Source organism: Phenylobacterium sp., assembly GCF_036563385.1.
Classification (GTDB): domain Bacteria; phylum Pseudomonadota; class Alphaproteobacteria; order Caulobacterales; family Caulobacteraceae; genus Phenylobacterium.
In genome coordinates this window covers 125,140-149,811 of record NZ_DATCML010000015.1, presented here as the reverse complement: position 1 = coordinate 149,811, position 24,672 = coordinate 125,140, and the positions used below count along the sequence as shown (strand labels likewise).

Here is a 24,672-nt window from a genome sequence, read left to right as displayed (position 1 = left end):
GTCGGCGCCCGCCGCGCAGCCCCGCCAGGGGGCAGAGCCGAGTCGCGCGCCTCAGGCGCGCAAGGTCGCTTCAGGCCCGGGCCGTGGAGGGACCGGCCATCCGTGTGGGTCTGTGTGGGTCCGTGGTTTCCCGATCCCTGCGCCCAGCCGCTCAGGCCGGGGCGTAGCCCAGGCCGCGGGTGAAGTCGGTGGGCCGCGCCACCGGGGTCCAGCCGCCGATGACGGGCGCGGGCTCCGCCGGGGCGGCCGGCGCCGGCTCGGGCTCCGGCAGCGGCACGGCGCCCACCTGCAGCACCGCCACCGCCGCGCCGTCCAGGCGCACGGCGCTCAGCACGCCGGTCTCGTAGGCGCCGGTGTCGAGGCCGATGCGCTGGGGCGTCAGCGCCACCCGCGGGCCGGTCCAGGTGTGGCCGTGGACGATCACGTGGCCGGTGGGGGTGAAGCCGGCGGCCGGCGGGGTCCCTGCCCCGCCCTTGCCGCCCGCGCCCTTGCCCAGGAACTCGTCGCGGATCCACAGGAGGTCGTTCTCGTGCTGGTCCTCCAGGGGGACGCCCGGCGCGACGCCGGCGTGCACGAAGGCGTAGTCGCCGACCACGGCCAGGGTCTCCAAGGTCTGCAGGCGGTGCAGGTGGGCGGCGGGCATGGCGGCCAGCAGCTCGTCGCGGGCCCGGACCAGGCCCGCCGTCCCCTCGGCTTCGGCCGGCGGGGCGACGCCGTAGGAGGCCAGCGTCGCGGCCCCGCCAAACCCCAGCCACTGGGCCGACAGCTGCGGCTCGGCGACGAAGCGCAGCAGGGCCTGTTCGTGGTTGCCCTTCAGCGCCACGACGCGCCAGTCGGCGGCCCGGGGCAGCTGGACCAGCGCCTCCAGCACGAGGGCGCTGTCCGGCCCGCGGTCCACATAGTCGCCCAGCAGCACCAGCACCGGCTGGCGGCCGAGCGCATTGGCGGCGGCGTCGGCGGCCAGCCGCTCGACGAGCTCGACGAAGAGGTCGTAGCGCCCGTGGACGTCGCCCACGGCATAGACCAGCTGGCCGGCCGTGGTGGCGGCCGTGTGGGGACGCCGCGCCGGGATGCGGCGGCGCACGGCGTTGCGGGCCGGACGCTGGCCGGGCGTCAGGGTGCGGACCGCCTCGCCCGAGGGCGCCAGCGGCGGCAGGTGCGCCGGCCGCGGCGGCCCGCAGGCGGCGGCCAGGTCGGCGCGGACATGGGCCAGCGCATGCGGCAGGTCGGCCGTGGCGGCGGCGGCGCCCGCGGGGCGCAGGTCAGCGGTCGTGGGGGCTCCGAGCATGGGCAGATGATGCCGGAGCCGCGTTGAACCGGGGGTGAACTAGGGTGGAGGTGGGGGGGGATGCTGCCAGGAGTAGAACTTGGCGCGGGTCCGCAGAACGGACAGGAGCGGATGCCATCGCACCAAGCTGCCCCACGTGGTGCCGGCCGCTCGCCCCCTCCACCATCGGCTCTTCGGCTGCGCCTCGGCCGATGGTCCCCCTCCCCCGTTCGCTGGCGCTCACAGGGGAGGTAGTGGCCCCGCGGTGGTGGGGGTCAGGATTTGGGGCGGAACCGCTTCGTGGCCGGGAAGCCCTTGGGCGCCAGCTTGCCCGCCGCCGCCCGCCGGCCGACCCACTCGCGCCACTCGGGCCACTGTCTCGTGCGGCCGTCGGAGGTGGTCCAGGCGGCGCCGTCGTCGGCGTTGAAGATCAGGGCGTCGCGCAGGCCGCGTTCCCGGCAGGTCTGGAGCTTGACGCCCTTGCCGCGGGGCATCTCGGGACCTCGGAACAAGGACGCGCGTCGCGCCTCCCGACCAACCCGCAATCTGCAGGCCGTCGCGAGGCGCCAGGAGCGGACGTTTACGGGCCTCCCGGAACGCCGTTGAAGCCGGTCGCCGTGCTCAGCGCATCAGCCCGGCTGCCCCAAGCGCCTTGGCTATCACCTGCTGGATGTCTTGGGGCACATGGGGCGCGACGGAGGCCATCACCTGTTCGCCGACAGGCGCTCTGCGGCCCCCGGCCTGGTGCGGATCCTCCGCCGGCGCCGTGTTCCAGCCGCGATCTGGTGTGGCCGGGGACGCGATGCCCCAGAACCGGCTGATCTCCAGGGACGAGGACACGTTGGCTTCGAGCATGAAGGGCGCGACGACGCCCAGCGGGTCGTCGCCCGTCGTCGCCAGCGGGACCCCGTGGCCAAGCCCGGCCACGACGTTCATCTCGACCAGGACCTCTCCGTCGCGGCCTCGCCAGACCGACCGCACTCGGCCGGCCCGCTCCTCGACCTCGTCCGGCTGCCCAAGACCGTGAACGCCCGCCCACTGGCGGGCCAAGGCGACGCCGTTGCTGGGTTTGACCGTCTGATCAGCGCCGCCGTGCCAGACGGAGAGGCGCGGCGCGCGCCCTGGCCAGGGCGCCGCGCTCGTCACCAGGTCGACGAGCTCACGGTCGCTGCGCGAGCCTCCCCCGTGCATCGCGCCGAACGCTTCGTGCATGCCCTGGGCGACGCCGTACGGCAGGCCCGCGATCACCGCGCCCGCCGCGAAAAGCTCGGGATAGGTCGCCAGCATCACCGCCGCCATCGCGCCGCCGGCGGACAGGCCGGTCACGAACACCCGCGCCGGGTCGACGTCGTGGGTCCTCATCATGTGCTGAACCATCGCGTGGATCGAGGCCGCCTCGCCTGCCCCGCGGGTGATGTCGCCCGTTTCGAACCAATTGAAGCAACGGTTGGGATTGTTCTGGCTTTCCTGCTCCGGCGCCACGACCACGAAGCCGAGGCGGTCCGCCAAGGTCAGCCACCCGGCCGCTGCGGCGTGCGCGCCCGCGCGTTGGGTGCAACCGTGCAGGACGACGACCAGCGGAGCGCCGGTCGGACAGCCCTGGGGAACGTAGGCCAGCATCCGCAGAGCCCCCGGGTTGAACCCGAAGCCTCGGACTTCAACCATCCGCGCATCGCCGCTCTCCCCGGATTTGTCGGGCTTCACCCGACCGGCTTTCCGGAGCCTGCCGATCGTCTCTGCGAGTCCCGCCATCACTGCTTCCCTGAAGGCCGGAGCGAGCCGGCTGGAGGGATAATGTTGCAGTGCAGCATTGGCTCCCGACGAACGGCGTCCTGTTTGATCCCGCGGGGCAGGTTCCGCCGAACACGGCCGAGCGTGACGTGTCGGCCCCCAGCTGGCGCACGTCTCGCTCGCCGCTCGCCCCCTCCAACATCCCCCGCTTGCGGGGGAGGCGCGGACGGGGGTCAGCCCTTCGGGCGGAACCGCTTCGTCGCCGGGAAGCCCTTGGGCGCGAGCTTGCCCGCCGCCGCGCGGCGGCCGACCCATTCGCGCCATTCAGGCCACTGGCGGGTGCGGCCGTCGGAGGTGGTCCAGGCGGCGCCGTCGTCGGCGTTGAAGATCAGGGCGTCGCGCAGGCCGCCTTCCCGGTAGGTCTGGAGCTTGACACCCTTGCCGCGGGGCATCTCGGGGAGCTCGGCGGTGGGGAAGATCAGGATCTTGCTGTTGTCGCCCACGACGGCCACGTGGTCGCCGGTGACGGGCAGGCAGACCTGGGCGACGTTCTTGCCGTTTCCGCCGGCCACGTTGAGGACCTGCTTGCCGGCGCGGCGGAAGGCGATGGCCTCCTCCTCCGGCAGGATGAAGCCGTAGCCCTCCTTGGAGGCCAGGAGGCGCTTTGAGCCGGCGCGGTGCACGAAGACGTCCACCAGGCCCACCTTGTCGTCGAGGTCGATCATCAGGCGCAGCGGCTCGCCGTGACCCCGCGCGCCCGGGAGCTTGTCGCAGGCGAGCGTGAAGAAGCGGCCGTCGGAGGCGAGGATCAGCAGCTTGTCGGTGGTCTCGGCGGGGACCAGGAACTGGAGCTTGTCGCCCTCCTTGAACTTCAGCTCGGAGGGGTCCTCCACCCGGCCCTTGGCGGCGCGGATCCAGCCGCGCTCGGACAGGATGATGGTGATCGGCTCGCGCACGATGGTGGCGGCGAGCGCGGCCTCGGTGTCGACCTGGGGCGCGTCGGCGAAGATCGAGCGGCGGTCGTTGAGCTTGCCCAGCTGGGCCTTGGTGTCCTTGAGGCCGCGGCCGACCAGCTTCCACTGGGCCTTGTCGGAGGCCAGCATGGCCATGATGCCGTCGCGCTCCTCGGAGAGCTCGGCGTGCTCGCGGCGCAGCTCCATCTCCTCCAGGCGGGCGAGCTGGCGCAGGCGGGTGTTGAGGATGGCCTCGGCCTGGATCTCGGTGAGCTGGAAGGCCTCGATCAGCTTCGCCTTGGGCTCGTCCTCGTAGCGGACGATGCGGATCACCTCGTCGAGGTTGAGGTAGGCGATGACCAGGCCGTCGAGGATGTGCAGCCGGGCCTCGATCTTGGCCAGGCGGTTGCGGGCCCGGCGGACCAGCACCTCGCGCCGGTGGTCGAGGAAGGCCTGCAGCGCCTGCTTCAGGTTCATCACGCCGGGCGTGCCGCGGGCGTCGAGGACGTTGAGGTTGACGCTGAAGCGGGTCTCGAGGTCGGAGAGCTTGAAGAGGCTCTCCATGAGCACTTCCGGCTCCACGTTGCGGCTCTTGGGCTCGAGCACCAGGCGGACGTCCTCGGCGGACTCGTCGCGCACGTCGCCCAGCAGCGGGGCCTTCTTGCTCTCGATCAGGTCGGCCAGCTGCTCCACCAGGTCGGCCTTCTTCACCTGGTAGGGGATCTGGGTGACGACGATCTGGTAGGTCCCCTTGCCGAGGTCCTCCTTCTCCCAGAAGGCCCGCACGCGGACGCCGCCGCGGCCCGTCTCGTAGGTGTCGAGCAGGCTGGCGCGGGGCTCGACGATGACGCCGCCCGTGGGGAAATCCGGGCCCTGGACGTGGGTCATCAGGGCCTCGGTGGAGGCGGCGGGATCGTCCAGCAGCAGGAGGCAGGCGTCGAGCAGCTCGCCAGCGTTGTGCGGCGGGATCGAGGTGGCCATGCCGACCGCGATCCCGGTGGTGCCGTTGGCGAGCAGGTTGGGGAAGCCGGTGGGCAGCACCATCGGCTCGGTGTCGGCGCCGTCGTAGGTCGGCTTGAAGTCGACGGCGTCCTCGTCGATGCCGTCGAGCAGCAGCATGGCCGCGGCCGTCAGCTTGGCCTCGGTGTAGCGCATGGCGGCGGGGTTATCGCCGTCGATGTTGCCGAAGTTGCCCTGGCCGTCGACCAGCGGATAGCGCTGGGCGAACTCCTGGGCCATGCGCACCAGGGTGTCGTAGATCGACTGGTCGCCGTGCGGGTGGTAGCCGCCCATCACCTCGCCGACCACCTTGGCGCACTTGCGGGCGGCGGCCTCGGGGTTCAGGCGCATCTCGCGCATGGCGTAGAGCACGCGGCGCTGCACGGGCTTCAGGCCATCGCGCACGTCCGGCAGGGCGCGGTCGGTGATGACGCTGAGCGCGTAGGCCAGGTAGCGGCGGCTGAGCGCCTCGGCCAGGGGCTCGCGAATGATGCCCGGGCCGTCGTCGGCGGGGCCGTCGTCTTCGGGCTCGGGAGGCGGGACGTCGAGGGGCATGGGCGATCGGCCGTGCTGGAATCAGTGCGGATTGACCCGCAGTCATAGCGGTTGGGGGGCGCGGGCGCGATGCGGCGAGGGGCGCGGGTCCACAGGTATGCCTGCCGCCTCACATCCCCCGATCGTCATGGCCGGGCTTGTCCCGGCCACCCATGATCTCCGTGGCTGAGGGAGAGGTGCCGGCGGCGCCGTTCGCGTCCCCTGAGCCGGTGCGGAGATCATGGGTCCCCGGGACAAGCCCGGGGATGACGGTTGATTTGGGAATGGTCGTCGCGGGAGGGCTTCGGCCCCTCCCCGCCTTAAACCTCATGGTGGATGCGAGCCTGCCGGACCAGGCGTGTCAAGGACGACGCCGGAGGCGTCGCCGCGGAGCGGCCGGCCGGAGGCCGGTCCTTGAGACGCCTGGTCCGGCAGGCAGACATGGCTGCCATGAGCTTTAAGCAGCCGACCCTCCTCACGGAGGTCAGAACGGGAGCGGCTGGAGGTCGGGGTCGAGCCAGGCGCGGCGGGCTTCGGGGCTGAACAGGCGGTCGCGGGTCCAATAGCTCAGCAGCCAATCGGAGCGGCCGCAGGGGCCTTGCAGCAGGTGGGCCAGAGCCTCCGCCCGGGTGCGGCCGGCGAGCGCCGCGCGGGCGGCGCGGAGCGAGGCCTGGGTGATGGTCTCGTGGTAGCCCTCGGTGTCGGTGTTCCGGCCGCCCGTGGCCTCGTTGTAGGCGCGGATCAGGCCCGGCATCTCGGCCGGCGCGTCGCGGCCGGGCTGCGCCAGCAGCCAGAGCGCGGCGGCGAAGTGGGCGGCGTGGGTCCACTCGGCCTTGGGCAGGGTGCGGTCGGCCATGCCTCGGCCGATCCGGGTGATCTCGTCTTCGGTGAACATGGGAGCTCCTTCAGGGTCCGGGGCTCGGGCGGGGCGGCGCGCAGCAAAAACCCCGCCGGAGCGGGGTTTGCGGGGTCGAAGGCTGGCGAAGGCTTCAGACGCGCGCGAACACCGCCCGGAAGGGGCGTTGCTGTTGCCGGGTCTGATTGGCGCGCCGAAGCATGGCAGCGCTTCTATCAGAGCCGTCCGGCCTCGGCCAGGCGGTCGACCAGCCACAGGCGGGCGGGCGGCAGGGGGCGGTTCAGGGGGTTGAAGATGAAGGCCTCGAGGAAGTGGGCGGTGAGGTCGAGGCCGGCCTTGACGTCGCCGGGGGCCAACCCGGCCTGGCTGGCCAGCAGGAAGCCCGGCAAGGGCAGCAGGCGGTCGGCGTAGGGCTGGCCGGCCTCGCGGCTGACGGCGCGGCCAGTGCGGGGGCTGACCCAGACGAGGTCGTCGACCGCGCCGGTGGCGGCGCACTTGGAGAGGTCGAGGCCGAAGCCCAGGTCCTGCAGCAAACCGGCCTCGAAGCGCACGAAGACCGCCGGCCAGATCTCCGGATGGACGAGGGCGCGGGTGAGCGCCTCGAAGGCGTAGTAGGCGCCCGGGTGCGGCTCGCGCTCGGGGAGCGCCCCGGCCGCCACGGCCGCGGCGGCCTGCAGGCCCGCCAGCGCCAGGCGGTCGTCGAACAGGGCGGCCGGCCCCTCCCCCACTGGCTCCAGGGCCGCCGAGCCCAGCTGGTCGGAGACCCGGGCGCGGTAGCGGGCGCTCACCTGGGCGCCGGGCTGCAGGAAGGGCTTGATCCGGCGCGAGCCGCCGCCGGCCACGTGGGCCGCGTACTTGCCGTGATGCTCGGTGAGCAGCTCGACGATCGCGCCGGACTCGCCGTGCGAGCGGGCGGAGAGCACGAAGGCGTCGTCCTCGAATTCCATCCGCCCCTAGGTGCGGGGTTCAGACGTCGTAGTCGAGCCCCATGTCGCCGTAGAACTCGCGCTTGTCGGCCCACCGTTCGTCCACCTGGACGTGGAGGAAAAGGTGCACGGGGCGGTCGAGGATGACGGTGAGCTCCTCGCGGGCCTTCTGGCCGATCCACTTCAGCGTCTGGCCGCCCTTGCCGAGCAGGATCGGGCGCTGGCTCTCGCGCTCCACGTAGATGGTCTGCTCGATGCGCACGCCGCCGTCCTTGCGCTCCTCGAACTTGGTGGTCTCCACCGAGGCCGAGTAGGGCAGCTCCTCGTGGACGCGGAGGTAGACCTTCTCGCGCGTGATCTCGGCGGCCAGCAGGCGGGCCGGCAGGTCGGCGGTCTGGTCCTCCGGGTAGAGCCAGGGCCCCTCCGGCATCAGCTCGGCCATCCGCGCCTTGAGGTCGTCCACGCCGGAGCCGGTGACGGCGGAGATCATGAAGACCTCCTCGTAGACGCCGGTGTCATAGAGCTTCTGGGAGAGGCCCAGCAGGCTCTCGCGCGGCACGCCGTCGATCTTGTTGAGCGCCAGGATGACCTTCCGGCCCGCCGCCTTCAGGCCCTCGACGATGGCTTCCACGTCCTGGACGGCGCGGCGGTCGGCAGGCTTGGCCTCCGGCGTGCCCACCGCCAGCTCGGCGGCCGAATCCACCAGATGCACCACCGCGTCCGCGTCCTCCGCCCCGCCCCAGGCGGCGCGGACCATGGCCCGGTCGAGCCGGCGGCGCGGCTGGAAGATCCCCGGCGTGTCCACGAGGACGATCTGGGCGTCGCCGTGCATCGCCACGCCGCGCACCGGGAAGCGGGTGGTCTGCACCTTCTGGGTGACGATGGACACCTTGGCGCCCACCAGGCGGTTGGTGAGCGTGGACTTGCCCGCGTTGGGCGCGCCGATGATGGCGCAGAAGCCGGCGCGGCTCATTCGTCACCCATCTGGGGTTCGGGTCCTTCGCGTTTGAGCAGCATCTGCTGGGCGGCGGCCTTCTCGGCGTCCTGCCGCGAGCGGCCCTGGGCCTGCTCGGGCGGGAAGCCCTCCACCGTCACCTGAACGGTGAAACAGGGCGCGTGATCCGGGCCGTCGCGGGAAATGATCTCGTAGTTCGGCAGCGGCAGGCCCTGGCCCTGGGCCCACTCCTGGAGCTGGGTCTTGGAGTCCTTGGAGCGCGGCTCGTCGAGGCGGGCGAACTCCTCCTCCCAGAACTTGAGGAAGAAGGCGCGGGCGCACTCGAGGCCGCCGTCGATGTAGAGGGCGGCGATCAGCGCCTCGCAGGCGTCGCCCAGGACGGCGTCGGACTTTCGGGCCCCGACCTTGGTGGCCGAGGCGCTCATCCGCAGGGCCTCCGGCAGGCCGGCCCGCTTCGCCGCCCGCGCGCAGGCGTGGTAGTTCACGAGGCTGGCCAGCAGGCGGCTCATCTCGCCCTCGCGGGCGTCGGGATCCAGCGCCATCAGCCGCTCGGCGGCGCACAGGTTCAGCACCCGGTCGCCGAGAAACTCCAGCCGCTCGTTGTGGCGCACCGACCGGGCGCCGTCGCCGACGCTGGCGTGGGTCAGAGAGCGCTCGAGCAGGTCGCGGTCGTGGAACTGATAGCCGATACGCCGTTCGAGCTCGGCGACGGCGGCTTCGCGGGTGTTCATCGGCTACTTCAGCAGGTGGACGAAGCGGCTCGGCCGGGCGTCGAGCACCCAGGTCCAAGGCTTCAGGATCGACGCGCCGGCGTGCCAGGACAGCAGGATGATCTGCGCCTTGCCGACCAGGTTCTCGGCGGGGACGTAGCCCACGCCGCCGGCCTCGGGCAGGACGCGGCTGTCCGAGGAATTGTCGCGGTTGTCGCCCATCATGAAGTAGTGGCCCTGGGGGACGACGTAGACGGGCGTGTCGTCCAGATCGTGCTCCGGGCCGAAGTCGTTGGTCATGAAGGTGCGGCCTCCCGGCAGGGTCTCCTGGTAGCGCGTGACGTCGCGCTGGAAGCCGTAGCCGGAGTCCTCGCGGAAGGTCCCCTTCGCCTGGCGGCGGACCTGCTCGCCGTTCAGGTAGAGCCGCCCCTGGCGCATCTCGATGCGGTCGCCAGGCAGGCCGATCACCCGCTTCACATAGTCCGTGTGCCCGTCGCGGGGCAGCTTGAAGACCACGATGTCGCCGCGCTGGGGCGACTTGCCCACGATCCGCCCCTCGAACAGCGGCGGGCTGAACGGGATCGAGTGGCGCGAGTAGCCGTAGCTGTACTTGGAGACGATGATGTAGTCGCCCTCGTAGAGGTTGGGCTCCATGGAGGCCGACGGGATGGTGAAGGGCTGGAAAAACAGCACGCGCAGGAAGAGCGCAATCGCCAGGGCGTAGACCACCGTCTTGATGATCTCGACGATCTCCGCGACGGCGCCGGACTTTCCGGGGTGCGCGGCCTGCACGTTCTCGCTCATGGTGGTCCCTGCGTGGTGTCCGGCGCGCGGACGGGGTGTGGTTACGCGCTGGCGGGGGCCGGAGCAAGACGGGGGCGGCGGCGGAGGCGCGAGGCCACGCCCCCTACTTCAGCGGCTTGAAGAACCTGTCGGTGTCGAGGCTGAGCCAGGTCCACGGCTTGAGGATGGAGGCGCCGGGCTTCCAGGAGACGAGGACGATGCGGGCGCGGCCGACGAGGTTCTCGGCCGGCAGATACCCGACGCCGTTCGCCGCGACCGGCACCCGGCTGTCGGAGGAGTTGTCCCGGTTGTCGCCCATCATGAAGTAGTGGCCCTCGGGGACCACATAGACGTCAGTTTCGTCGAGGCCGCCGTCGGGCCCATAGTCCTGGGTCAGGTAGCTGCGGCCGCCGGGCAGGGTCTCCACGAACAGCTCGCCGCCGCCGCCGCGCTCCTGCATGGAGCGGGCGAGCGCCTGGGACGGCTGGATGGGCGTGCGACGGATGCGTTCGCCGTTCAGGAACAGCTCGCCGCCCTTCATCTGGATGCGGTCGCCGGGCAGGCCGATGACCCGCTTGATCAGGTCCGTGCGGTTGTCGCGCGGGGTCTTGAACACCGCCACGTCGCCGCGTTCGGGCGACTTGCCGGCGATGCGGCCCTCGAACAACGGCGGGCTGAAGGGCGCGGAGTGCTTCGAGTAGCCGTAGCTCCACTTGGTGACCACGATGTAGTCGCCTTCGTAGAGGTTGGGCTCCATGGACGCCGAGGGGATGGTGTAGGGCTGCAGCAGGAAGACCCTGAGCACGAGGGCGATGGCCAGCGCCCAGACGATGGTCTTCACCACCTCGGCGAACTCGTTGGCGGCGCCCGCCTGCGACCTTGCCTTGCTCAAACGGCGATCCTCCCGCTCCGCCGGCGATTCCGGCTCCGCTCGTGTACGACACGGCGGGGGCCGGCGCCCATGACCTTGTGGTCACACGCAGGCGGCTAGGCCCGCCCAGCAGCGCCAGGGCGCTGGCCAAACAGCCCAGCTCCCGCCATATCGCGCGAATGACGCGCCCTCACCTGCCGCCGCTGCACGCCCTGCTCGCGCTCGCCGTGGTGGCGGTGTGGGGGACGAACTTCGTGGTGATCCGATGGGGGCTGGACGACCTGCCGCCCCTGACCTTCGCGGCGCTCCGGTTCACCTTTGCGGTGCTGCCGGCGGTGTTCTTCCTCAAGCGACCCGCCGTCCCGTGGTGGAACCTGGCGGCCTATGGGGTGCTGATCGGCGTCGGCCAGTTCGGCATGCTCTACATCGCGATGACCCAGTGGATCTCGCCAGGGCTGGCCTCGCTGGTGGTGCAGACCCAGGCCTTCTTCACCATCGGCTTCGCCATGCTGCTGGCGGGCGAGCGGGTCCAGCGCTTCCAGCTGGCGGCGCTTGGCCTGGCGGCCACCGGCCTGGCCTCGCTGATGATCCACGCCAACGCCGACGCCCAGCCGCTGGGCATCGCGCTGGTGCTGGTGGCCGCCCTGTCGTGGGCGGGCGGGAACACCGTCGCCCGGCAGGCGGGCGCGGTGAACATGCTGGCCTATGTGGTGTGGGCGTCGATCTTCTCGGCCCCGCCGCTGTTCGCGCTCGCCATCGGCTTCGAGGGCTGGCCGCGGGTCAGTGGGGCGATCGCCAATGCCGACGCCGGCGCCTGGGCGGCGGTGCTCTGGCAGTCGGTGGGCAACACGATCTTCGGCTACACCGTCTGGGCCTGGCTGCTGGCCAGGCACCCGGCGGCCACCATCGCGCCGCTGTCGCTGCTGGTGCCGGTGTTCGGGATGGGCGCCTCGGCGATCATGCTCGGCGAGGCGCTGACGCCCTGGAAGCTGGGCGCGGCGGCGCTGGTCCTGGCGGGCCTGGCCCTCAATACCCTGTGGCCGGCCTGGAAGCGGCGCGGGGTCCCCTCCGGCGAACCGGCCTAGGCTTCGCCGGGACCGACGCGCTGCAGGTCGCTTTCGGAAATGCCGCCCTGCTGAACCTCGACGCCAAGGAACCGCATCACCCCCTCGGCGAAGCCGATGTCGGCCACGGAGACGCTGGGGTCGCGGCGCAGGCGGTTCAGGTCGCCGAGCGTGAGCCGCAGCTTGAGCTGGTCGGGCGAGGTCCCCTCGGCCAAGGCGACCTCGATCTCGCGGCGGAAGCGCTCGGCGATGGACGCGCGGGTCGGGGCGCGGCTCATGAGCTGAAGTACCCCAGCTCGCCCATCACCTTGACCTGGCAGGCGCGGCCGCCGTCCTGCATGTCGCGGGCGCGCCGGTTGGCGGCCGCCTTGCAGACTTCCTTGTCCGTCGAGTGGCCGAACAGCTCACCGTCGAGCTGGACGGCCCAGGCGCCGTCGTGCCGCACGACCGTGATAACGGTCCGTTCCTGTGTCATTCGCATAGGACATCCTAGCACAACCGTGGCGCCGCGTAAGTTTTTTCCAAATATTCCCTGGCCGCCCTCAGCGCACGAACCATCCTCGCAAACCTGAATTCGCGCACATGTGCAAAATAGCACGTCCCTCAGCGAAATCATCCGCGCCGGAACAAGGCGGGGCCCTCCCGACAAAATGCGTTCTTCGGCCCACCGAAGCCCGCGAGAACTTTCGTCCGGAAAGGACAGCCCGAGGAGATCGTCGCAGTAAGATGGTATAACGGCGGCAGGAGCTATGGGTTCATCGCCGCCGAGCCGCCCGGCGCGATTACTTTCCGGCCAACGCCGCGTCCGCCGTCCCGCTCCAAAGCTCGCCTTTGAGGTGGAGGTAGTTGGGGCGGAAGTCGGCGAACTCGGCCAAGGCCCGAGGGTCGTGGACGGTGAGCGTCCTGTCGCTCCAGTCGATCAGCCCGTCCGCGCGCAGCTGCTGGACCACGCGGTTGACGTGGACGGCGGTCAGGCCGGCGGCGTCGGCGAGGTCCCCTTGGGTGATCGGCAGCTCGATGCGGTTCCCGTCCGCCAGACCGACCGACTGCAGGCGCACGAGCAGCTCGCAGAACAGGTGGGCGACCTGCCGGTCGGCGGGGCGGCGCCCCATGGTCACCAGCCACTCGCGCAGGATGGCCTCGTCCACCAAGGTGGCCCACCACAGCGCACGCGACAGCGCCGGGCTGGTGCGGGAGAGGCGGTCCACGTCGGCGGGCGGTATCGTCCCCAGCCGCGACGGGGTGAGTGTAGCGATGCCGTGGTCCATCGCCCCGAGGATCGCCACATGCAGGTCGCAGAAGTCGCCGGGGACCAGCCAAGCCATGATCTGCCGGCCGCCGTCCGGCAGGATCTTGTATCGGCAGGCGAAGCCGTCGAGGATAACGTGCACGTCCCGCGGCCGGTCGCCCTCGGACACCACGGTTTGACGAGCGGCCAAGCGCTTTCCGTCGTGGATCGCGCCGACGAGCGCCGCCTCGTCCAAGGGCGAAAGCTCCGCACCGTGGCGAAGTTTGCGGACGAGGATGTGGCTCATCGGGCGCCTGCGAATTCTCCGCCGACCTTGATCTATGTGAAGCGGGTTCTCCAACTTAACGCGTAGAGATGTCCGGAGGTCCACAGACCAGCCGCTCCGGCGCTCGGACGTCGCGCCTCGCGGAGACTCCGTGACATCCCCTGAAATGCGAAAGCGCGAGCTGTCCAGGCTCGTGGTGAAGCTGCGCACCATTGCGGACCTCAGCCCGACGGCCGAACAGGCCCTGCTGGCCCTCCCCCTCAGGCTGAAAGTCTTCGAGGAGAACGCCGACATCGTCAGCCAGGGCGACGAGCCCAGCGAGTGCGCCCTGGTGGTGGACGGCTTCGCCTGCCGCTACAAGGTGCTTGGCGAAGGCCAGCGGCAGATCATGTCGTTCCACTCCTCCGGCGATATCCCCGACCTGCAGAGCCTGCACCTGCGGGTGATGGACCATAGCCTGCTGGCCCTCACGCCGGCGACCATAGCCTTCCTCCCGCATGGACCGCTGCTGGCGCTGACCCGCGAGCATCCGGACATCGCCGCCGCCTTCTGGCGCGATACCCTGATCGATGCGGCTGTGTTTCGGGAGTGGCTGGCGGGCGTCGGCCGGCGCAGCGCCCGCCAGCGGATTGCACACCTGATCTGCGAACTCTACACCCGGATGCGCGCCGTGGGCCTGACGGACGGATCGAGCTTCGAGCTGCCGGTGACCCAGGCGGAACTGGGCGATGCGCTCGGGCTTTCCTCCGTGCATGTGAACCGCGTCATGCAGGAGCTGCGGCGCGACGACCTGATCGTTTCCCGGGGCCGCCACATCGCCATCGGGGAATGGGAACGCCTGCAGGCGGCCGGGGATTTCGACCCCGAATACCTGCACCTCAGGGAACAGCGCGCTGCGTGAAGCTCTCCTTCGAACCGGCTTTGGTCGCCAGTGGCGAGGACGGCGAGGGACGGCTGGTCTATCGGGGCGACTACCTTGTCGCCGTGCTGGTGAGGCTGTCGGCGGCCCATGAGGCAGAGGCCGGCGGCTGGTTCCTGGAGAAGGGTTTCGGCCCGCTGGACGGCCCAAACCCGCCGACATTCGCCGGTCTGGATGAAGCCCGCGCCTGGATCGCCGCGCAGCTGGCGCACCATTTCGACGGAAAGTACTGGCCGTGATCGCACAGCGCAGGCGCGCCGGGCGGCCAGCTTAACCCAGTTAATTCGGGTTGTGACGAAGGCGTGGTCTGCCAAGCGCCAATGGCCGGGCGATTCATTGCAAACCTCGAGAACTATGGACGGCTGGACGAAGCGGCGCGCCAGGCGCTGGCGGGACTGGCGGGGCCGAGCCGCGGATTCCGGGCGGGCTCCGACCTCATCGAGGAAGGTCATCCCAGCGACAGCCTGCTTGTGCTCCTCAAAGGTCAGGCGTTTCGCCACCAGACGCTGCCCGACGGCCGGCGCCAGATCCTTTCCTTTCACGTGCCGGGCGACCCCCTGGACCTGCAGCGGCTGTTCGCCGAACCGGACTACAGCGTCAGCGCGTTGAGCGCGGTCGAGGTGGCTCAGGTCTCGCGCTCCGGGCTGCTCCAGGTCATGGACGAGCATCCGCAGGTCTGGCGCGCCCTCTGGCGCCTGAGCCTGATGGAGGGGGCCATCTACCGCGCCTGGATGGTCGGCATGGGCCGGCGGTCCGCCTACGCCAGGGTCGCCCACCTGCTGTGCGAAGTGTTCACCCGGCTGGCCTCGGTGGGGGAGAGCGAGGGGTGGCGGTGCCCCTTCCCGGCCACGCAGGCGCACATCAGCGACAGCCTTGGGCTTTCCGTCGTGCACACGAACCGCGTGCTCCGCGCCCTGCAGCGGGATGGCCTGGTGTCAGTGCAGCGCCGGCAGATCCGGGTGCAGAACTGGGCCGGGCTCGTGGCGGCGGGCGAATTCGACCCCGGCTACCTGCAGCTCGACGCGGCCTAGGAGGCGAGCCGCCCCAGGACACTGGGCGCCGCGGCCGAGCGGCGGGCGAGCACCCGGGAGCCGCGCCGCAGCTCGGCTTGGCCTGGCGGCAGAGGCAGCTCCTCAAACCGCCGAAGCGCCGCCGCGCCGTCGGGGCATTGCAGCGTGGCGCCGCAGACCAGCTGACCGTTCGCAGCCTTCACCGTGACTTCGTAGCGCAACCTCGACCCTCCGCCCGCGAAGCCCCTCCCACGTCCACAGTGGACCGGCCTGAGGGGAGCCGAAATAAAACAGGTTAAGACCGCAGCCTCAGGCGCCCCGCGCCGCCGCCGGGACCAGGGCCTGGTCGAAGAGGGTGTGCAAGGCCTGGACGTGGCCGGTGACGCCGCGGGCCGCCGGGTCGGAGGTCATCACCACGGTCAACGCCAGGCTCGGGACGACGTAGACCATCTGCCCGCCGTAGCCCCAGGCGAAGTAGACCGGATGACCGGCGCTCTCGCGAATCCACCAGCCGAGGCCGTAGGTGTAGCCCGTCCAGGGCGAACGGCCGCCGCGCGAGACCCAGGCGTCACGCACGAAATCCGCGGGAAGGATGCGGGCGCCCGCGTGCAGCCCGTCGTTCCTGTGCATCTCGCCGAAGCGCAGCAGGGCGCGCGGCGAGAGGGCCATCTCGTTGCCGCCGAAGTAGATCCCCTGGGGGTCGCGGGTCCAGGCCGGGACCTCCACGTCCAGAGGCTGGCCCAGCCAAGCGCGGGTGAGCTCCAGGGTGGAACGGCCCGTGGCGGCGGTGAGCACGGCCGAGAGGATGTGCGAGGTCCCGGTGGAATAGAGCATGCGCCCGCCGGGCCGGTCGACGAAGGGGCGGGTCAGCGCATAGCCCACCCAATCGCGGCTAGAGACCCAGGCCCCGTAGTTGCGGCCCGACGTGGGCTCCAGGCCGGCCGCCATGGCGAGCAGGTGCTCGACCGTGATGGTCCGCACGCGCCGGTCGGCGGCGGCGGGCACCCGCCGGCCGAGGATCGGGGCGACCGGCTGGTCGAGCGCCAGCTCGCCCCGGGCGATGGCCGCGCCGGCGACCGAGGCGAGCACTGTCTTGGACGCCGACTTGATGTTGACGGGCCTATCGAGCCCGGGGCCGCGGAAGGCCTGCTCGAAGGCTGACCGGCCGTGGCGCGCGACGATCAGGCTGCGCAGCTGCGGCAGAGCGCGGGCGGCGTCGACGCCTTGCGCCAGCAGCGCTGCGTCGAGGCCCGGCCGGCCTCCGCCCTGGCCTGGAGCCGCGGCGACGGCGGGAAGGGTCGAGGCCTCGCCGCAGCCGGCCACGGCCGCGGAAACAAGGCCGGCGGAGACGGCGCGGCGGGAGAGCATCCTGCCTAGATAGGCAGGGCCTCGATGATCACGAAGGCCTGGGCGTAGGGATGGTCGTCGGTGAGGGAGAGGTGGATCACCGCCTTCATCCCGGGCGGCGTCATCTCCTCCAGCCGCTTCAGGGCGCCGCCCGTCAGCGCCATGGTGGGCTGGCCGGAGCGCATGTTGACCACGCCCATGTCGCGCCAGAAGACGCCCCGGCGCATGCCGGTGCCGAGCGCCTTGGCGCACGCCTCCTTGGCGGCGAAGCGCTTGGCGTAGCTGGACGCGGCGTCGGGCTTGCGTTCCGAGCGGGCGCGCTCCAGTTCCGTGAAGATGCGGTGGGTGAAGCGCTGGCCGAAGCGATCCAGGCTGGCCTGGATGCGGCGGATGTCGGAGAGGTCCGAACCGATGCCGATGATCATGCGGCTTGCACCGCGCGCGCTTCGTCCATGAGGGCGCGCATGCGCTGGATGGCGGGCCCAAGGCCGATGAAGATCGCTTCGCCGATCAGGAAGTGGCCGATGTTCAGCTCCATCACCTCAGGAATGGCTGCGATCGGCTTCACCGTCTCGTAGTCGATGCCGTGGCCGGCGTGGACCTCGAGGCCCAGGCGTGAGGCCTCGGCCGCGGCGGCCTTGAGGCCGGCGAGGATCTCGGGCGCGCGGGGGTCGCGATGACGCACGGCCTCGCACCAGGCGCCGGTGTGCAGCTCCACCACCTGGGCGCCGGCCGACCGGGCGGCCTGCACCTGCGCAGGGTCAGCGTCGATGAAGCAGGAGACCCGGATGCCGGCGCCGGCCAGGCGGCCGATCACCGGGGCGATGGCGTGGTGGCCGCGGACCACGTCCAGGCCGCCCTCGGTGGTCACCTCCTCGCGCCGCTCGGGCACCAGGCAAGCGGCGTGCGGGACGTGGGCGAGCGCGATGGCCTCCATCTCCGGGGTCACGGCGCATTCGAAATTCAGCGGTCGGCCCCGCCGGCGGCAGGTGGCGGCGAGCGCATCGATGTCGGCGTCCGAGATGTGCCGGCGGTCCTCGCGCAGGTGCGCCGTGATTCCATCGGCGCCCGCGGCGAGCGCCACCTCGGCGGCGCGCACGGGGTCGGGATAGCTCTCGCCGCGGGCGTTCCTGACCGTGGCCACGTGGTCGATGTTGACGCCGAGCCTGAGCGTGGACCTGGTGATCATCCGCGCAACCTCTTGGATCCGGGCTCCTCCGCGGGGATGGCGGCCAGCTCCGGCGGGATCTCGTCAGGAGCGTAGGAGGGCACGTCCACGGTGGCGAGCGCCACCAGCGGGAAGCCGACATCGGCCTTCCCGCCGGAACGGTCGACGATGCAGGCGCAGCAGAGCACCGTGCCGCCCGCCTCGGCGATCGGCTCCACCGCCTCGCGGAAAGAGCCGCCGGTGGTGATCACGTCCTCGACGACGACGACCTTGGCGCCCGGCTCGATCTTGAAAGCGCGGCGCAGGCGGAACTTGCCCTCTTCGCGCTCCACGTAGATCGAGGGCACGCCCAGCGCGCGGCCCACCTCGTAACCCGGGATGATCGCGCCCACTGCCGGCGCGACCACCACGTCCGGCTTGCCGAAGCGCTCGACGATCTTGTCGGCCAGGGCCCGGCAGAGCCGCTCGGTGCGGTCGGCGTACTGGAAGACCAGGTTCTTCTGCAGGAACATCGGCGAATGGCGGCCGGACGCCAGGATGAAATGGCCTTCGCGCAGGGCGCCGGCGCCGCGGAACTCGTCAAGGACGTCTTCGGTGTTCATGGCCTCTGCAGATAATCCCGTTCGGGCGCCTTAGAAAGGTCGCGGCGGGCCGGCAAGGCGGCGCCTGCTGCCGACGTCACGCGATCACCGGGACCCTGACCAACCGGGTGACCGCCAAGGGCCTGTTCGCCACCGGCGCCGTGCCGCTGGAGCCCGGCCAGGTCGTCGAGCGCGGCCCGGCCGAGATCGACGCTCCGCTGAGCGTGGAATACCGGCTGGCCGGCTGGAACAAGCGCTACGCCCTGCTGGAGCTGCATGTGGCGACCCCGTCCGGCTCGGGCATGGCCACCTATGTGACGCCCGTTCGCGGGCCGGACGGCTCGGCCGAGCTGGCGATCATGGGCGGCCGGCTGAAGCTGGCCCCGACGGCCAACGGCAAGGACCTGGTGGTCAGCATCGCCCAGCCGCTGCAGGCCGAGGGGCGGGTGCCGTACTAGCCCTTCACGCGGTCGACGGTTTCGACGCTGGGGTTGGCCCGCAGGGCCGCGGCGATGTGGGTGAGGTGGCGGGCGTCGTTGACGTCGATCTCGAAGTCCACGTCGAAGAAGTCGGATTGCCGGTGGTGCATGCGCAGGCCGACGATGTTGCCGCCGGCGTCCCCGATCACCGTGCAGGTCTGGCCGAGCACGCCGGGCGCATTGCGGATGGTGGCGGTGAGCCGGGCGCGGGCGATGGAGTTGCGCTCCGCCTCCGGCGTCCACTGCAGGTCGCGCCAGAGCTCCTCCTGGTCCTCGTAGGCCTCGAGCCGCTCGCAATCGATGGTGTGGACGGTGAGCCCCGAGCCGTCGCTCTCCAGGATGCCGACGATGCGGTCTCCGGGAACGGGCGAGCAGCAGCCGCCGAAGTGGATGGAGACGCCGGGGGTGAGACCGCCGCCGCGCACGTAAAGCCGGGCCGCCTTGCCGTCCTCGATGCGCCGGCGGGCCGACGCCGCCTCACGCTCGGTGGGCTTCAGGCCCGGGAAGACGGTCTCCAGCACCTGGGGCGGCAAGACGCGGCCACGGCCGACAGCCTCGAACAGTTCCTCCTCGGTGTGGACCGCGTAGCGCTCCATGGCCGGACGCAGGGAGACTTCCTTGCGGCTCTTGCCCGCCGACTCGAAGGTCTGGTCGACGGTCGCCCGGCCGAGGCGGATGAACTCCTCCTTCTCGGTCTGGCGGATGTGGCGGCGGATCGCCGAGCGGGCGCGGCCAGTGACGGTGAGCGAGCGCCAGTCGGGCGGCACGGTGGGCTTGCCGCCGCGGATCACCTCCACCACGTCGCCGTTCTGCAGCACGGTGCGCAGCGGCTTCAGCTCGCCGTTGATCTTCACGCCAATGGCGGTGTCGCCGATGTCGGTGTGCACCGCGTAGGCGAAGTCCAGCGGCATCGCTCCGCGCGGCAGGCTGACCAGCTGGCCCTTGGGCGTGAAGACGAACACCTGGTCGAGGAACATCTCGAGCTTGGCGTGCTCGACGAGCTCCTCGGCGTCGCCGCCGTGCTCCAGCACCTGGACGAGGTGGCGCAGGTTGACCAGCGGGTCGCGGCCGCCGGCCTCCTTCTGGGCGTCCTGGTCGAAGCCGTACGACTGGTCCTTGTAGCGCCAGTGGGCGGCGACGCCCTCCTCCGCCACCCGGTCCATGGCCTCTGTGCGGATCTGCATCTCGATGCGCATGCCCTTGGGCCCCACGACCGTGGTGTGGAGCGAGCGGTAGTTGTTGCGCTTGGGCGTGGAGATGAAGTCCTTGAACCGCTCGGGCACGGCCGGCCAGGCGCGGTGGATGACGCCCAGCGCCCGGTAGCAGTCCTCCTCGGTGTCGACGATCACCCGGAAGGCGTAGATGTCGGAGAGCTGGGAGAAGCCGATCGACTTCCTCTGGAGCTTCCGCCAGATCGAATAGGGGTGCTTCTCGCGGCCGAACACGCGGGCCGGGATGCCGCCGGCCTCCAGCTTGTTGGCCACTTCCTGGCTGACCAGGGCCACCGCCCCGCCCTGATCGTGGCGGAGCGCGTCGAGGCGCCGGTAGATGGCGTCGCGGGCCACCGGGTTGAGGTGCTCGAAGGCCAGCTCCTCGAGCTCGGTGCAGATCCGGTGGACGCCGATGGAGCGCGCCAGCGGCGCATAGATGTCGAGGGTCTCGCGGGCGATCCGCTCGCGCTTGGCCGGGCTGCCGATGAAGTGCAGCGTGCGCATGTTGTGCAGCCGGTCGGCCAGCTTCACCAGCAGCACCCGCACGTCGCGGGAGATCGCCAGGATGAACTTGCGGAGGTTCTCGGCCTGGCGCAGGTGCTCGGAGGAGAGCTCCAGCTTGGAGAGCTTGGTGACGCCCTCGACGAGCTCGGCGATCTCCGAGCCGAACAGTTCCTCGATCTCCTTGCGGGTGACCGGGGTGTCCTCGATGACATCGTGCAGCAGAGCCGTGACGATGGTCTCGGTGTCGAGCCGGTAGTCGGTGAGGATGCCCGCCACCTCGATGGGGTGGGCGAAGTAGGGGTCGCCGGACGCCCGCTTCTGGGCCCCATGCATCCGCATGGCGTAGACATAGGCGCGATTGAGCAGCGCCTCGTCGGCGGTGGGGTCGTACGAGCGGACCTTCTCGATCAGCTCGAACTGGCGGAGGAACTTGGGGCGCTTCGCCGCCGCCTGGGCTGCAGGCGGCGGGAGGGCGTCCTTGGACGTTGCGGCGGGCTTGTCCGCCGCAGGGGCAATGAGGGGGTCTGCGCCTTCGGGGCTCAGTACCGCTCCTCCTGGCCGCCGTCGCGGTCGCTCTGCAGGGCGCGAACCAGCTCCAGCTCGCTCATCTGCATGTGGGTCGGGTCGGCCAGCAGGGCGAGGGTCTCGGCCTCTTCCTCGGCTTCCGAACGCTCATCGACGCGCTGCAGGGAGGCGATCACGCTCTCGCGCAGCTCGTCCCCGTCGACCACGTCGTCGGCGATCTCGCGGAGGGCCACGACCGGGTTCTTGTCGTTGTCGCGGTCGACCAGCAGCTGCGAGCCGGCCGAAATGGCCCGGGCGCGATGGGCCGACAGCAGCACGAGGGCGAACCGGTTCGGAACCTTTTCGATGCAGTCTTCGACAGTGACGCGGGCCATGGAGCTCTCTTGCGGGAGGATAGAACCGGCGAAAATAGAGGTTCGGGGCTCATTGTGCAACGCCGCAAAACAAGCCTCAGCGTCGCGCTGCCTTCGCCTGGAAAATGCGGGGCCTTAACTCAGTTGATTTCGGCGAACCCCCACAGGTGAGACCTTACCGCCAGGGAGAGGCGGCCATGCGTACATTCACCTGCCTGGTCACGGACCGGCGTTATTCCATACCCACGCTCACCTTCTATCTGGCGGCGGACGAGAACCGGGCGCGCGAGTTCGCGCGGTGGGACCTAGCGCTGAACCCACAGCATTCCGCGTTCGAGGTCCGCGAAGGCGATCGACTGCTGTTCGTGGAGGAACGACCGCAGGCCGCAGGCTGAGGGAGCTCCACCGTCGCCGGGGATCCTCACGAGCACGGAATCTTCCGGCAGCGGACAAGCGGGGCCAGGTGGTCGGCGCCGCTCTCCACGTTCCGCAGCCAGGCTTTGTCCTCGCTCACCGCCACGACGGTGAAGTGCGGGAAGAGGTTCTGGCCGGTGCGGACCAGATCCCCCACTCCGATTGTCTCGGCCTGCGTTCGATCCAGGTCGAGCCCGAAGACATCCGAAAAGCTGGTCGGCATTCGCCAGACCCCCAAGTTGCACGCTTCGCAGACGCAGATGGGCGCTGATGGACGGTCCGCCACCCGCCACGGGAAACGGACGGCCCGTTTCGGGCCTCCCCTCCTCCAAGGCGTCGTTTAAGCCTGACCGCGCCTGCGAGAGCGACGCCGGCCCCACACCCGCACCACGGCCCCGACCAGCGCCCCCGCCGCCGCCAACGGCCAGGCCACGGCGGCCAGCCGGCCGAAGCCGGCCAGCGCGCCCTGCAGGACACCGGAGGCGTCGGCCGCGCGCCCCCCTTCCAGCCTGCCCACCAGGAACGACGCCGCAGCAGCCAGCAGGAACCAGAAGGCGACGCTGGCCAGGAGACCGAGGCCAAATCCGCTCCGGCCGTGGCGCGCCGTCAGCCAGGCCAGCGCCAGGGCTTCGGCGGTCAGGGCGAGCTGCAGCCAGAGCGGAGCGTCCGAGAGGCTCACGCCGGCTGCCGTGCCCCGCCGAGGCCGATGCCGTCGGCTTTTGCCTTGAGCTCGTCGTCGAAGGCGTCGCCGAAGTCCTCGATGTCGTAGACCGGACGCACCTCGAGGATGAGGCCGTCGCCGCCATCGCACTCGGCCGGCCACTTCTTGGCCCACTCCAGCACCTGCTCGAGGCTTTCGGCCTCGACGAGGGTGTAGCCGGCGATCAGCTCCTTGGTCTCGGCGAAGGGGCCGTCGATCACCAGGGGCTTGCCGCCCTGGAAGTGGACGCGGGCGCCGGTGGAGGTGGGCTTCAGCCCGTTGCCGTCGAGCACCTTCAGGTGCTTCGCCATCTCCTCGTGGTAGGCGATCATGGTGGCGGCCAGCTCCCGGTCGGGCGCCTTGCCGGCCTCGGTGTCGGCGTCGGCCTTGCGGATGATCATGTAGCGCACGGCGGCTCTCCTGCTCGGGCCGCCCCGATGGCGGCCTCCCGCGAAGGACGGCCAAGCCAAGACCGGCCCGACATTTTCGTCAAACCGGCCTGGCGTCGGCGCCGACGATGGCAGCCGCGGCCAGATCCGCCGCCGTGCGGCCGAGCACCGGGTGGCGCCAGCCCGGCAGGATCTCGGCGAGCGGGCCCATGACGAACCGGCGCTCGTGGGCCCGCGGGTGCGGCAGGGTTAGCCCGGGCGTGTCGATCACCTGGCGTCCGTAGGAAACGAGGTCGAGATCCAGGGTGCGCGGCGCGTTACGGACGCTGCGCTCACGCCCCAAGGCGGTTTCGATGCGCAGCAGGGCGTCCAACACGCTCTGCGGGTCTTCGTGCGCCTCGACAATCGCGATTCCGTTGCGATACTCAGGCGCAGAGGGGTCGGGCCAGGCGGCGGATCGCCACCAGCCGGATCTCGCCACGACCGCCAATCCCGCCCGGGGGAACTGCGCCAGAGCCGCTTCGAGCAGCGCCTCGCACGAGGCGAACCGCCCCGCCAGGTTGCCGCCGAGCGCCACCACCACCGCCTCGTCCGGCCGGATCTTCAGGAACTTCGCGTCTATGACCTTCTACCCCACGGACCGGCTGGCGCTCTTCATAGACGGGGCCAACCTCTATTCGGCCGCCAAGGGCCTGGGCTTCGACATCGACTACCGCAAGCTGCTGGAGGAGTTCCGCAAGCGCGGCGTCCTCGTGCGGGCCTACTACTACACCGCACTGGTGGAGCAGGAGGAGTATTCGCCGATCCGCCCGCTGGTCGACTGGCTGGACTACAACGGCTACCGCCTGGTGACGAAATCGGCGCGGGAATACACCGACGCCTCGGGGCGCAAGCGCTGGCGCGGCGACATGGACGTGGAGATCGCCGTCGACATGATGGAGATGGCCGCGCACGCCGACCACCTGGTTCTGTTCTCAGGTGACGGCGATTTCCGCTGCCTGGTGGAGGCGGTGCAGCGCAAGGGCTGCCGGGTGACCGTGGTCTCCACCGTCAAGTCGCAGCCGCCCATGGCCTCCGACGACCTGCGGCGGCAGGCCGACACCTTTGTGGACCTGGCGGATCTCGCCGACATCATCGGCCGGCCCTCGCGCCTGCCGCGCTTCATCCAGGAGAGCCGCGGCGCCGAGCGCGACGCGAGCCGCGACCTCGACCCGGCGACCGATGCCGAAGCTTGAGGCGGACCTGGTCGCGGTCGCCCCCGAGGCGCCCCGCGACTGCCCGCTCTGCCCGAGGCTGGTGGCCTACCGGGCGGCGAACGCGGCGGGCAACCCGGACTGGTTCAACGGTGCGGTGGCCTCGTTCGGCGACGAGGACGCGCGCCTGCTGGTGGCGGGCCTCGCGCCCGGGCGCACGGGCGCGAACCGGACCGGGCGGCCGTTCACCGGCGACCACGCCGGCCGGCTGCTCTACGACACCCTGCTGAAGATGGGCTTCGCCACCGGCTTCTACGACCCGGACGGCGACGACGACCTGAAGCTGGTGGACTGCATGATCAGCAACGCCGTCCGCTGCGCCCCGCCCGGCAACAAGCCGGAGACGGTGGAGGAGGCCAACTGCCGGCCCTTCCTGCAGGCCAGGCTGGCCGCCCTCCCCCGGCTGAAGGTGATTGTCACCCTGGGGGACGTGTCGCGGCGCAACGTGCTGCGGGCGCTGGGCCTCAAGGCGTCCGCCGGGATCGCCGGCCACGGGACCGAGTTCCAGGCCGGACCCTACGTGGTGCTGAACAGCTACCATTGCTCCCGGCTGAACACGAACACCGGCCGGCTGACGCCCGAGATGTTCGAGGCGGTGTTCGCCCGCGCCCAGAAACTGATCGGCGACTGAGCTTCCGGCGCGCTAAGGCAGCTGC

31 protein-coding genes and 1 pseudogene are annotated in these 24,672 nt (G+C 70.9%); 8 read left to right on the top strand and 24 right to left on the bottom strand.

From position 1 onward, the window contains the following. Nucleotides 1-151: 151 nt before the first annotated feature. The 10 genes and pseudogenes from VIL67_RS15775 to lepB (VIL67_RS15730) form a co-directional block, all read right to left on the bottom strand. On the bottom strand, nucleotides 152-1,288 hold the full coding sequence (locus VIL67_RS15775; RefSeq protein WP_332049865.1) for a metallophosphoesterase family protein: 1,137 nt from the start codon (nucleotides 1,286-1,288) through the stop codon (nucleotides 152-154). A gap of 254 nt (nucleotides 1,289-1,542) precedes the next feature. After that, nucleotides 1,543-1,767 (bottom strand): annotated as a pseudogene (locus VIL67_RS15770) (hypothetical protein); the annotation flags it as partial. Between the two features lie 121 nt (nucleotides 1,768-1,888). Then, nucleotides 1,889-2,932, bottom strand: a complete 1,044-nt coding sequence (locus VIL67_RS15765) for an extracellular catalytic domain type 1 short-chain-length polyhydroxyalkanoate depolymerase (RefSeq protein ID WP_332049863.1) — start codon at nucleotides 2,930-2,932, stop codon at nucleotides 1,889-1,891. 299 nt (nucleotides 2,933-3,231) lie between these two features. After that, nucleotides 3,232-5,505, bottom strand: coding sequence for a DNA topoisomerase IV subunit A (gene parC / locus VIL67_RS15760; protein WP_332049862.1), 2,274 nt, complete (start codon nucleotides 5,503-5,505; stop codon nucleotides 3,232-3,234). Nucleotides 5,506-5,968: 463 nt separating this feature from the next. After that, nucleotides 5,969-6,379, bottom strand: a complete 411-nt coding sequence (locus VIL67_RS15755; RefSeq protein ID WP_332049861.1) for a hypothetical protein — start codon at nucleotides 6,377-6,379, stop codon at nucleotides 5,969-5,971. A 176-nt stretch (nucleotides 6,380-6,555) separates the two neighbouring features. Continuing rightward, nucleotides 6,556-7,287: a DNA repair protein RecO gene (gene recO / locus VIL67_RS15750; RefSeq protein WP_332049860.1), complete on the bottom strand. Its 732-nt coding sequence runs from the start codon at nucleotides 7,285-7,287 to the stop codon at nucleotides 6,556-6,558. Between the two features lie 19 nt (nucleotides 7,288-7,306). Beyond that, nucleotides 7,307-8,239 (bottom strand): GTPase Era, encoded by a 933-nt coding sequence (era, locus tag VIL67_RS15745; RefSeq protein ID WP_332049859.1) that lies wholly within the window; start codon nucleotides 8,237-8,239, stop codon nucleotides 7,307-7,309. Next, nucleotides 8,236-8,952, bottom strand: coding sequence for a ribonuclease III (rnc, locus tag VIL67_RS15740; RefSeq protein WP_332049858.1), 717 nt, complete (start codon nucleotides 8,950-8,952; stop codon nucleotides 8,236-8,238). The genes era and rnc overlap by 4 nt, the downstream gene beginning before the upstream one ends. Nucleotides 8,953-8,955: 3 nt before the next feature. Next, the gene (gene lepB / locus VIL67_RS15735; RefSeq protein ID WP_332049857.1) at nucleotides 8,956-9,735 is read right to left on the bottom strand and encodes a signal peptidase I; all 780 of its coding nucleotides are present in this window, start codon (nucleotides 9,733-9,735) and stop codon (nucleotides 8,956-8,958) included. 103 nt (nucleotides 9,736-9,838) lie between these two features. Next, entirely contained in the window at nucleotides 9,839-10,606 is a 768-nt protein-coding gene (gene lepB, locus VIL67_RS15730) for a signal peptidase I (protein WP_332049856.1), read from the bottom strand. A gap of 158 nt (nucleotides 10,607-10,764) precedes the next feature. Between lepB (VIL67_RS15730) and VIL67_RS15725 the strand changes: the two genes are divergently transcribed. Then, nucleotides 10,765-11,670, top strand: coding sequence for an EamA family transporter (locus tag VIL67_RS15725; protein ID WP_332049855.1), 906 nt, complete (start codon nucleotides 10,765-10,767; stop codon nucleotides 11,668-11,670). Here the strand turns inward: VIL67_RS15725 and VIL67_RS15720 are convergent. The 3 genes from VIL67_RS15720 to VIL67_RS15710 all read right to left on the bottom strand — a co-directional run bounded on the left by VIL67_RS15720 (nucleotide 11,667) and on the right by VIL67_RS15710 (nucleotide 13,184). Then, complete coding sequence (locus tag VIL67_RS15720) at nucleotides 11,667-11,927, bottom strand: hypothetical protein (protein WP_332049854.1); 261 nt, start codon at nucleotides 11,925-11,927, stop codon at nucleotides 11,667-11,669. The two genes, VIL67_RS15725 and VIL67_RS15720, sit on opposite strands and share 4 nt — an antisense overlap. Continuing rightward, entirely contained in the window at nucleotides 11,924-12,124 is a 201-nt protein-coding gene (locus VIL67_RS15715) for a hypothetical protein (protein ID WP_332049853.1), read from the bottom strand. Before VIL67_RS15715 ends, VIL67_RS15720 begins: the two co-directional genes overlap by 4 nt. A 307-nt stretch (nucleotides 12,125-12,431) precedes the next feature. After that, the gene (locus VIL67_RS15710; RefSeq protein WP_332049852.1) at nucleotides 12,432-13,184 is read right to left on the bottom strand and encodes a Crp/Fnr family transcriptional regulator; all 753 of its coding nucleotides are present in this window, start codon (nucleotides 13,182-13,184) and stop codon (nucleotides 12,432-12,434) included. Between the two features lie 130 nt (nucleotides 13,185-13,314). On the opposite strand from VIL67_RS15710, the gene VIL67_RS15705 reads away from it, so the two are divergent. From VIL67_RS15705 to VIL67_RS15695, 3 genes are all read left to right on the top strand, one after another. Further along, entirely contained in the window at nucleotides 13,315-14,064 is a 750-nt protein-coding gene (locus VIL67_RS15705; protein WP_332049851.1) for a Crp/Fnr family transcriptional regulator, read from the top strand. Next, entirely contained in the window at nucleotides 14,061-14,321 is a 261-nt protein-coding gene (locus tag VIL67_RS15700; RefSeq protein ID WP_332049850.1) for a hypothetical protein, read from the top strand. Before VIL67_RS15705 ends, VIL67_RS15700 begins: the two co-directional genes overlap by 4 nt. Before the next feature lie 81 nt (nucleotides 14,322-14,402). Continuing rightward, complete coding sequence (locus tag VIL67_RS15695; protein WP_332049849.1) at nucleotides 14,403-15,113, top strand: Crp/Fnr family transcriptional regulator; 711 nt, start codon at nucleotides 14,403-14,405, stop codon at nucleotides 15,111-15,113. Here the strand turns inward: VIL67_RS15695 and VIL67_RS15690 are convergent. The 5 genes from VIL67_RS15690 to pyrE all read right to left on the bottom strand — a co-directional run bounded on the left by VIL67_RS15690 (nucleotide 15,110) and on the right by pyrE (nucleotide 18,209). Continuing rightward, nucleotides 15,110-15,313, bottom strand: coding sequence for a hypothetical protein (locus VIL67_RS15690; RefSeq protein WP_332049848.1), 204 nt, complete (start codon nucleotides 15,311-15,313; stop codon nucleotides 15,110-15,112). The genes VIL67_RS15695 and VIL67_RS15690 overlap by 4 nt on opposite strands. Before the next feature lie 88 nt (nucleotides 15,314-15,401). Beyond that, complete coding sequence (locus VIL67_RS15685; protein ID WP_332049847.1) at nucleotides 15,402-16,460, bottom strand: serine hydrolase domain-containing protein; 1,059 nt, start codon at nucleotides 16,458-16,460, stop codon at nucleotides 15,402-15,404. 5 nt (nucleotides 16,461-16,465) lie between these two features. Then, on the bottom strand, nucleotides 16,466-16,864 hold the full coding sequence (gene acpS / locus VIL67_RS15680; RefSeq protein ID WP_332049846.1) for a holo-ACP synthase: 399 nt from the start codon (nucleotides 16,862-16,864) through the stop codon (nucleotides 16,466-16,468). After that, the gene (locus VIL67_RS15675) at nucleotides 16,861-17,628 is read right to left on the bottom strand and encodes a pyridoxine 5'-phosphate synthase (RefSeq protein ID WP_332049845.1); all 768 of its coding nucleotides are present in this window, start codon (nucleotides 17,626-17,628) and stop codon (nucleotides 16,861-16,863) included. The genes acpS and VIL67_RS15675 overlap by 4 nt, the downstream gene beginning before the upstream one ends. Beyond that, the gene (gene pyrE / locus VIL67_RS15670; protein WP_332049844.1) at nucleotides 17,625-18,209 is read right to left on the bottom strand and encodes an orotate phosphoribosyltransferase; all 585 of its coding nucleotides are present in this window, start codon (nucleotides 18,207-18,209) and stop codon (nucleotides 17,625-17,627) included. Before pyrE ends, VIL67_RS15675 begins: the two co-directional genes overlap by 4 nt. Before the next feature lie 107 nt (nucleotides 18,210-18,316). Here pyrE and VIL67_RS15665 point away from each other — a divergent pair, with 107 nt between their 5' ends. Continuing rightward, nucleotides 18,317-18,646: a hypothetical protein gene (locus VIL67_RS15665; protein ID WP_332049843.1), complete on the top strand. Its 330-nt coding sequence runs from the start codon at nucleotides 18,317-18,319 to the stop codon at nucleotides 18,644-18,646. Here VIL67_RS15665 and VIL67_RS15660 read toward each other — a convergent pair. Together VIL67_RS15660 and rpoZ are read right to left on the bottom strand one after the other, a co-directional pair. Beyond that, a complete protein-coding gene (locus VIL67_RS15660; protein WP_332050203.1) occupies nucleotides 18,643-20,793 on the bottom strand; it encodes a RelA/SpoT family protein in 2,151 nt (716 codons plus the stop codon). The genes VIL67_RS15665 and VIL67_RS15660 overlap by 4 nt on opposite strands. Before the next feature lie 128 nt (nucleotides 20,794-20,921). Continuing rightward, on the bottom strand, nucleotides 20,922-21,281 hold the full coding sequence (gene rpoZ, locus VIL67_RS15655; RefSeq protein ID WP_332049842.1) for a DNA-directed RNA polymerase subunit omega: 360 nt from the start codon (nucleotides 21,279-21,281) through the stop codon (nucleotides 20,922-20,924). A 176-nt stretch (nucleotides 21,282-21,457) separates the two neighbouring features. Between rpoZ and VIL67_RS15650 the strand changes: the two genes are divergently transcribed. After that, nucleotides 21,458-21,655: a hypothetical protein gene (locus VIL67_RS15650; RefSeq protein ID WP_332049841.1), complete on the top strand. Its 198-nt coding sequence runs from the start codon at nucleotides 21,458-21,460 to the stop codon at nucleotides 21,653-21,655. Between the two features lie 26 nt (nucleotides 21,656-21,681). Here the strand turns inward: VIL67_RS15650 and VIL67_RS15645 are convergent, their stop codons facing one another. From VIL67_RS15645 to folK, 4 genes are all read right to left on the bottom strand, one after another. Next, nucleotides 21,682-21,897, bottom strand: a complete 216-nt coding sequence (locus tag VIL67_RS15645; RefSeq protein WP_332049840.1) for a hypothetical protein — start codon at nucleotides 21,895-21,897, stop codon at nucleotides 21,682-21,684. Between the two features lie 117 nt (nucleotides 21,898-22,014). Further along, nucleotides 22,015-22,353, bottom strand: a complete 339-nt coding sequence (locus VIL67_RS15640; RefSeq protein WP_332049839.1) for a hypothetical protein — start codon at nucleotides 22,351-22,353, stop codon at nucleotides 22,015-22,017. Next, entirely contained in the window at nucleotides 22,350-22,775 is a 426-nt protein-coding gene (locus VIL67_RS15635) for a YciI family protein (RefSeq protein WP_332050202.1), read from the bottom strand. Before VIL67_RS15635 ends, VIL67_RS15640 begins: the two co-directional genes overlap by 4 nt. A gap of 88 nt (nucleotides 22,776-22,863) precedes the next feature. Continuing rightward, the gene (gene folK, locus VIL67_RS15630) at nucleotides 22,864-23,346 is read right to left on the bottom strand and encodes a 2-amino-4-hydroxy-6-hydroxymethyldihydropteridine diphosphokinase (RefSeq protein ID WP_332049838.1); all 483 of its coding nucleotides are present in this window, start codon (nucleotides 23,344-23,346) and stop codon (nucleotides 22,864-22,866) included. 37 nt (nucleotides 23,347-23,383) lie between these two features. Between folK and VIL67_RS15625 the strand changes: the two genes are divergently transcribed. After that, nucleotides 23,384-23,998: a LabA-like NYN domain-containing protein gene (locus VIL67_RS15625; protein ID WP_332049837.1), complete on the top strand. Its 615-nt coding sequence runs from the start codon at nucleotides 23,384-23,386 to the stop codon at nucleotides 23,996-23,998. Then, nucleotides 23,985-24,647: a uracil-DNA glycosylase gene (locus VIL67_RS15620; protein WP_332049836.1), complete on the top strand. Its 663-nt coding sequence runs from the start codon at nucleotides 23,985-23,987 to the stop codon at nucleotides 24,645-24,647. The genes VIL67_RS15625 and VIL67_RS15620 overlap by 14 nt, the downstream gene beginning before the upstream one ends. Nucleotides 24,648-24,672: the final 25 nt, after the last annotated feature.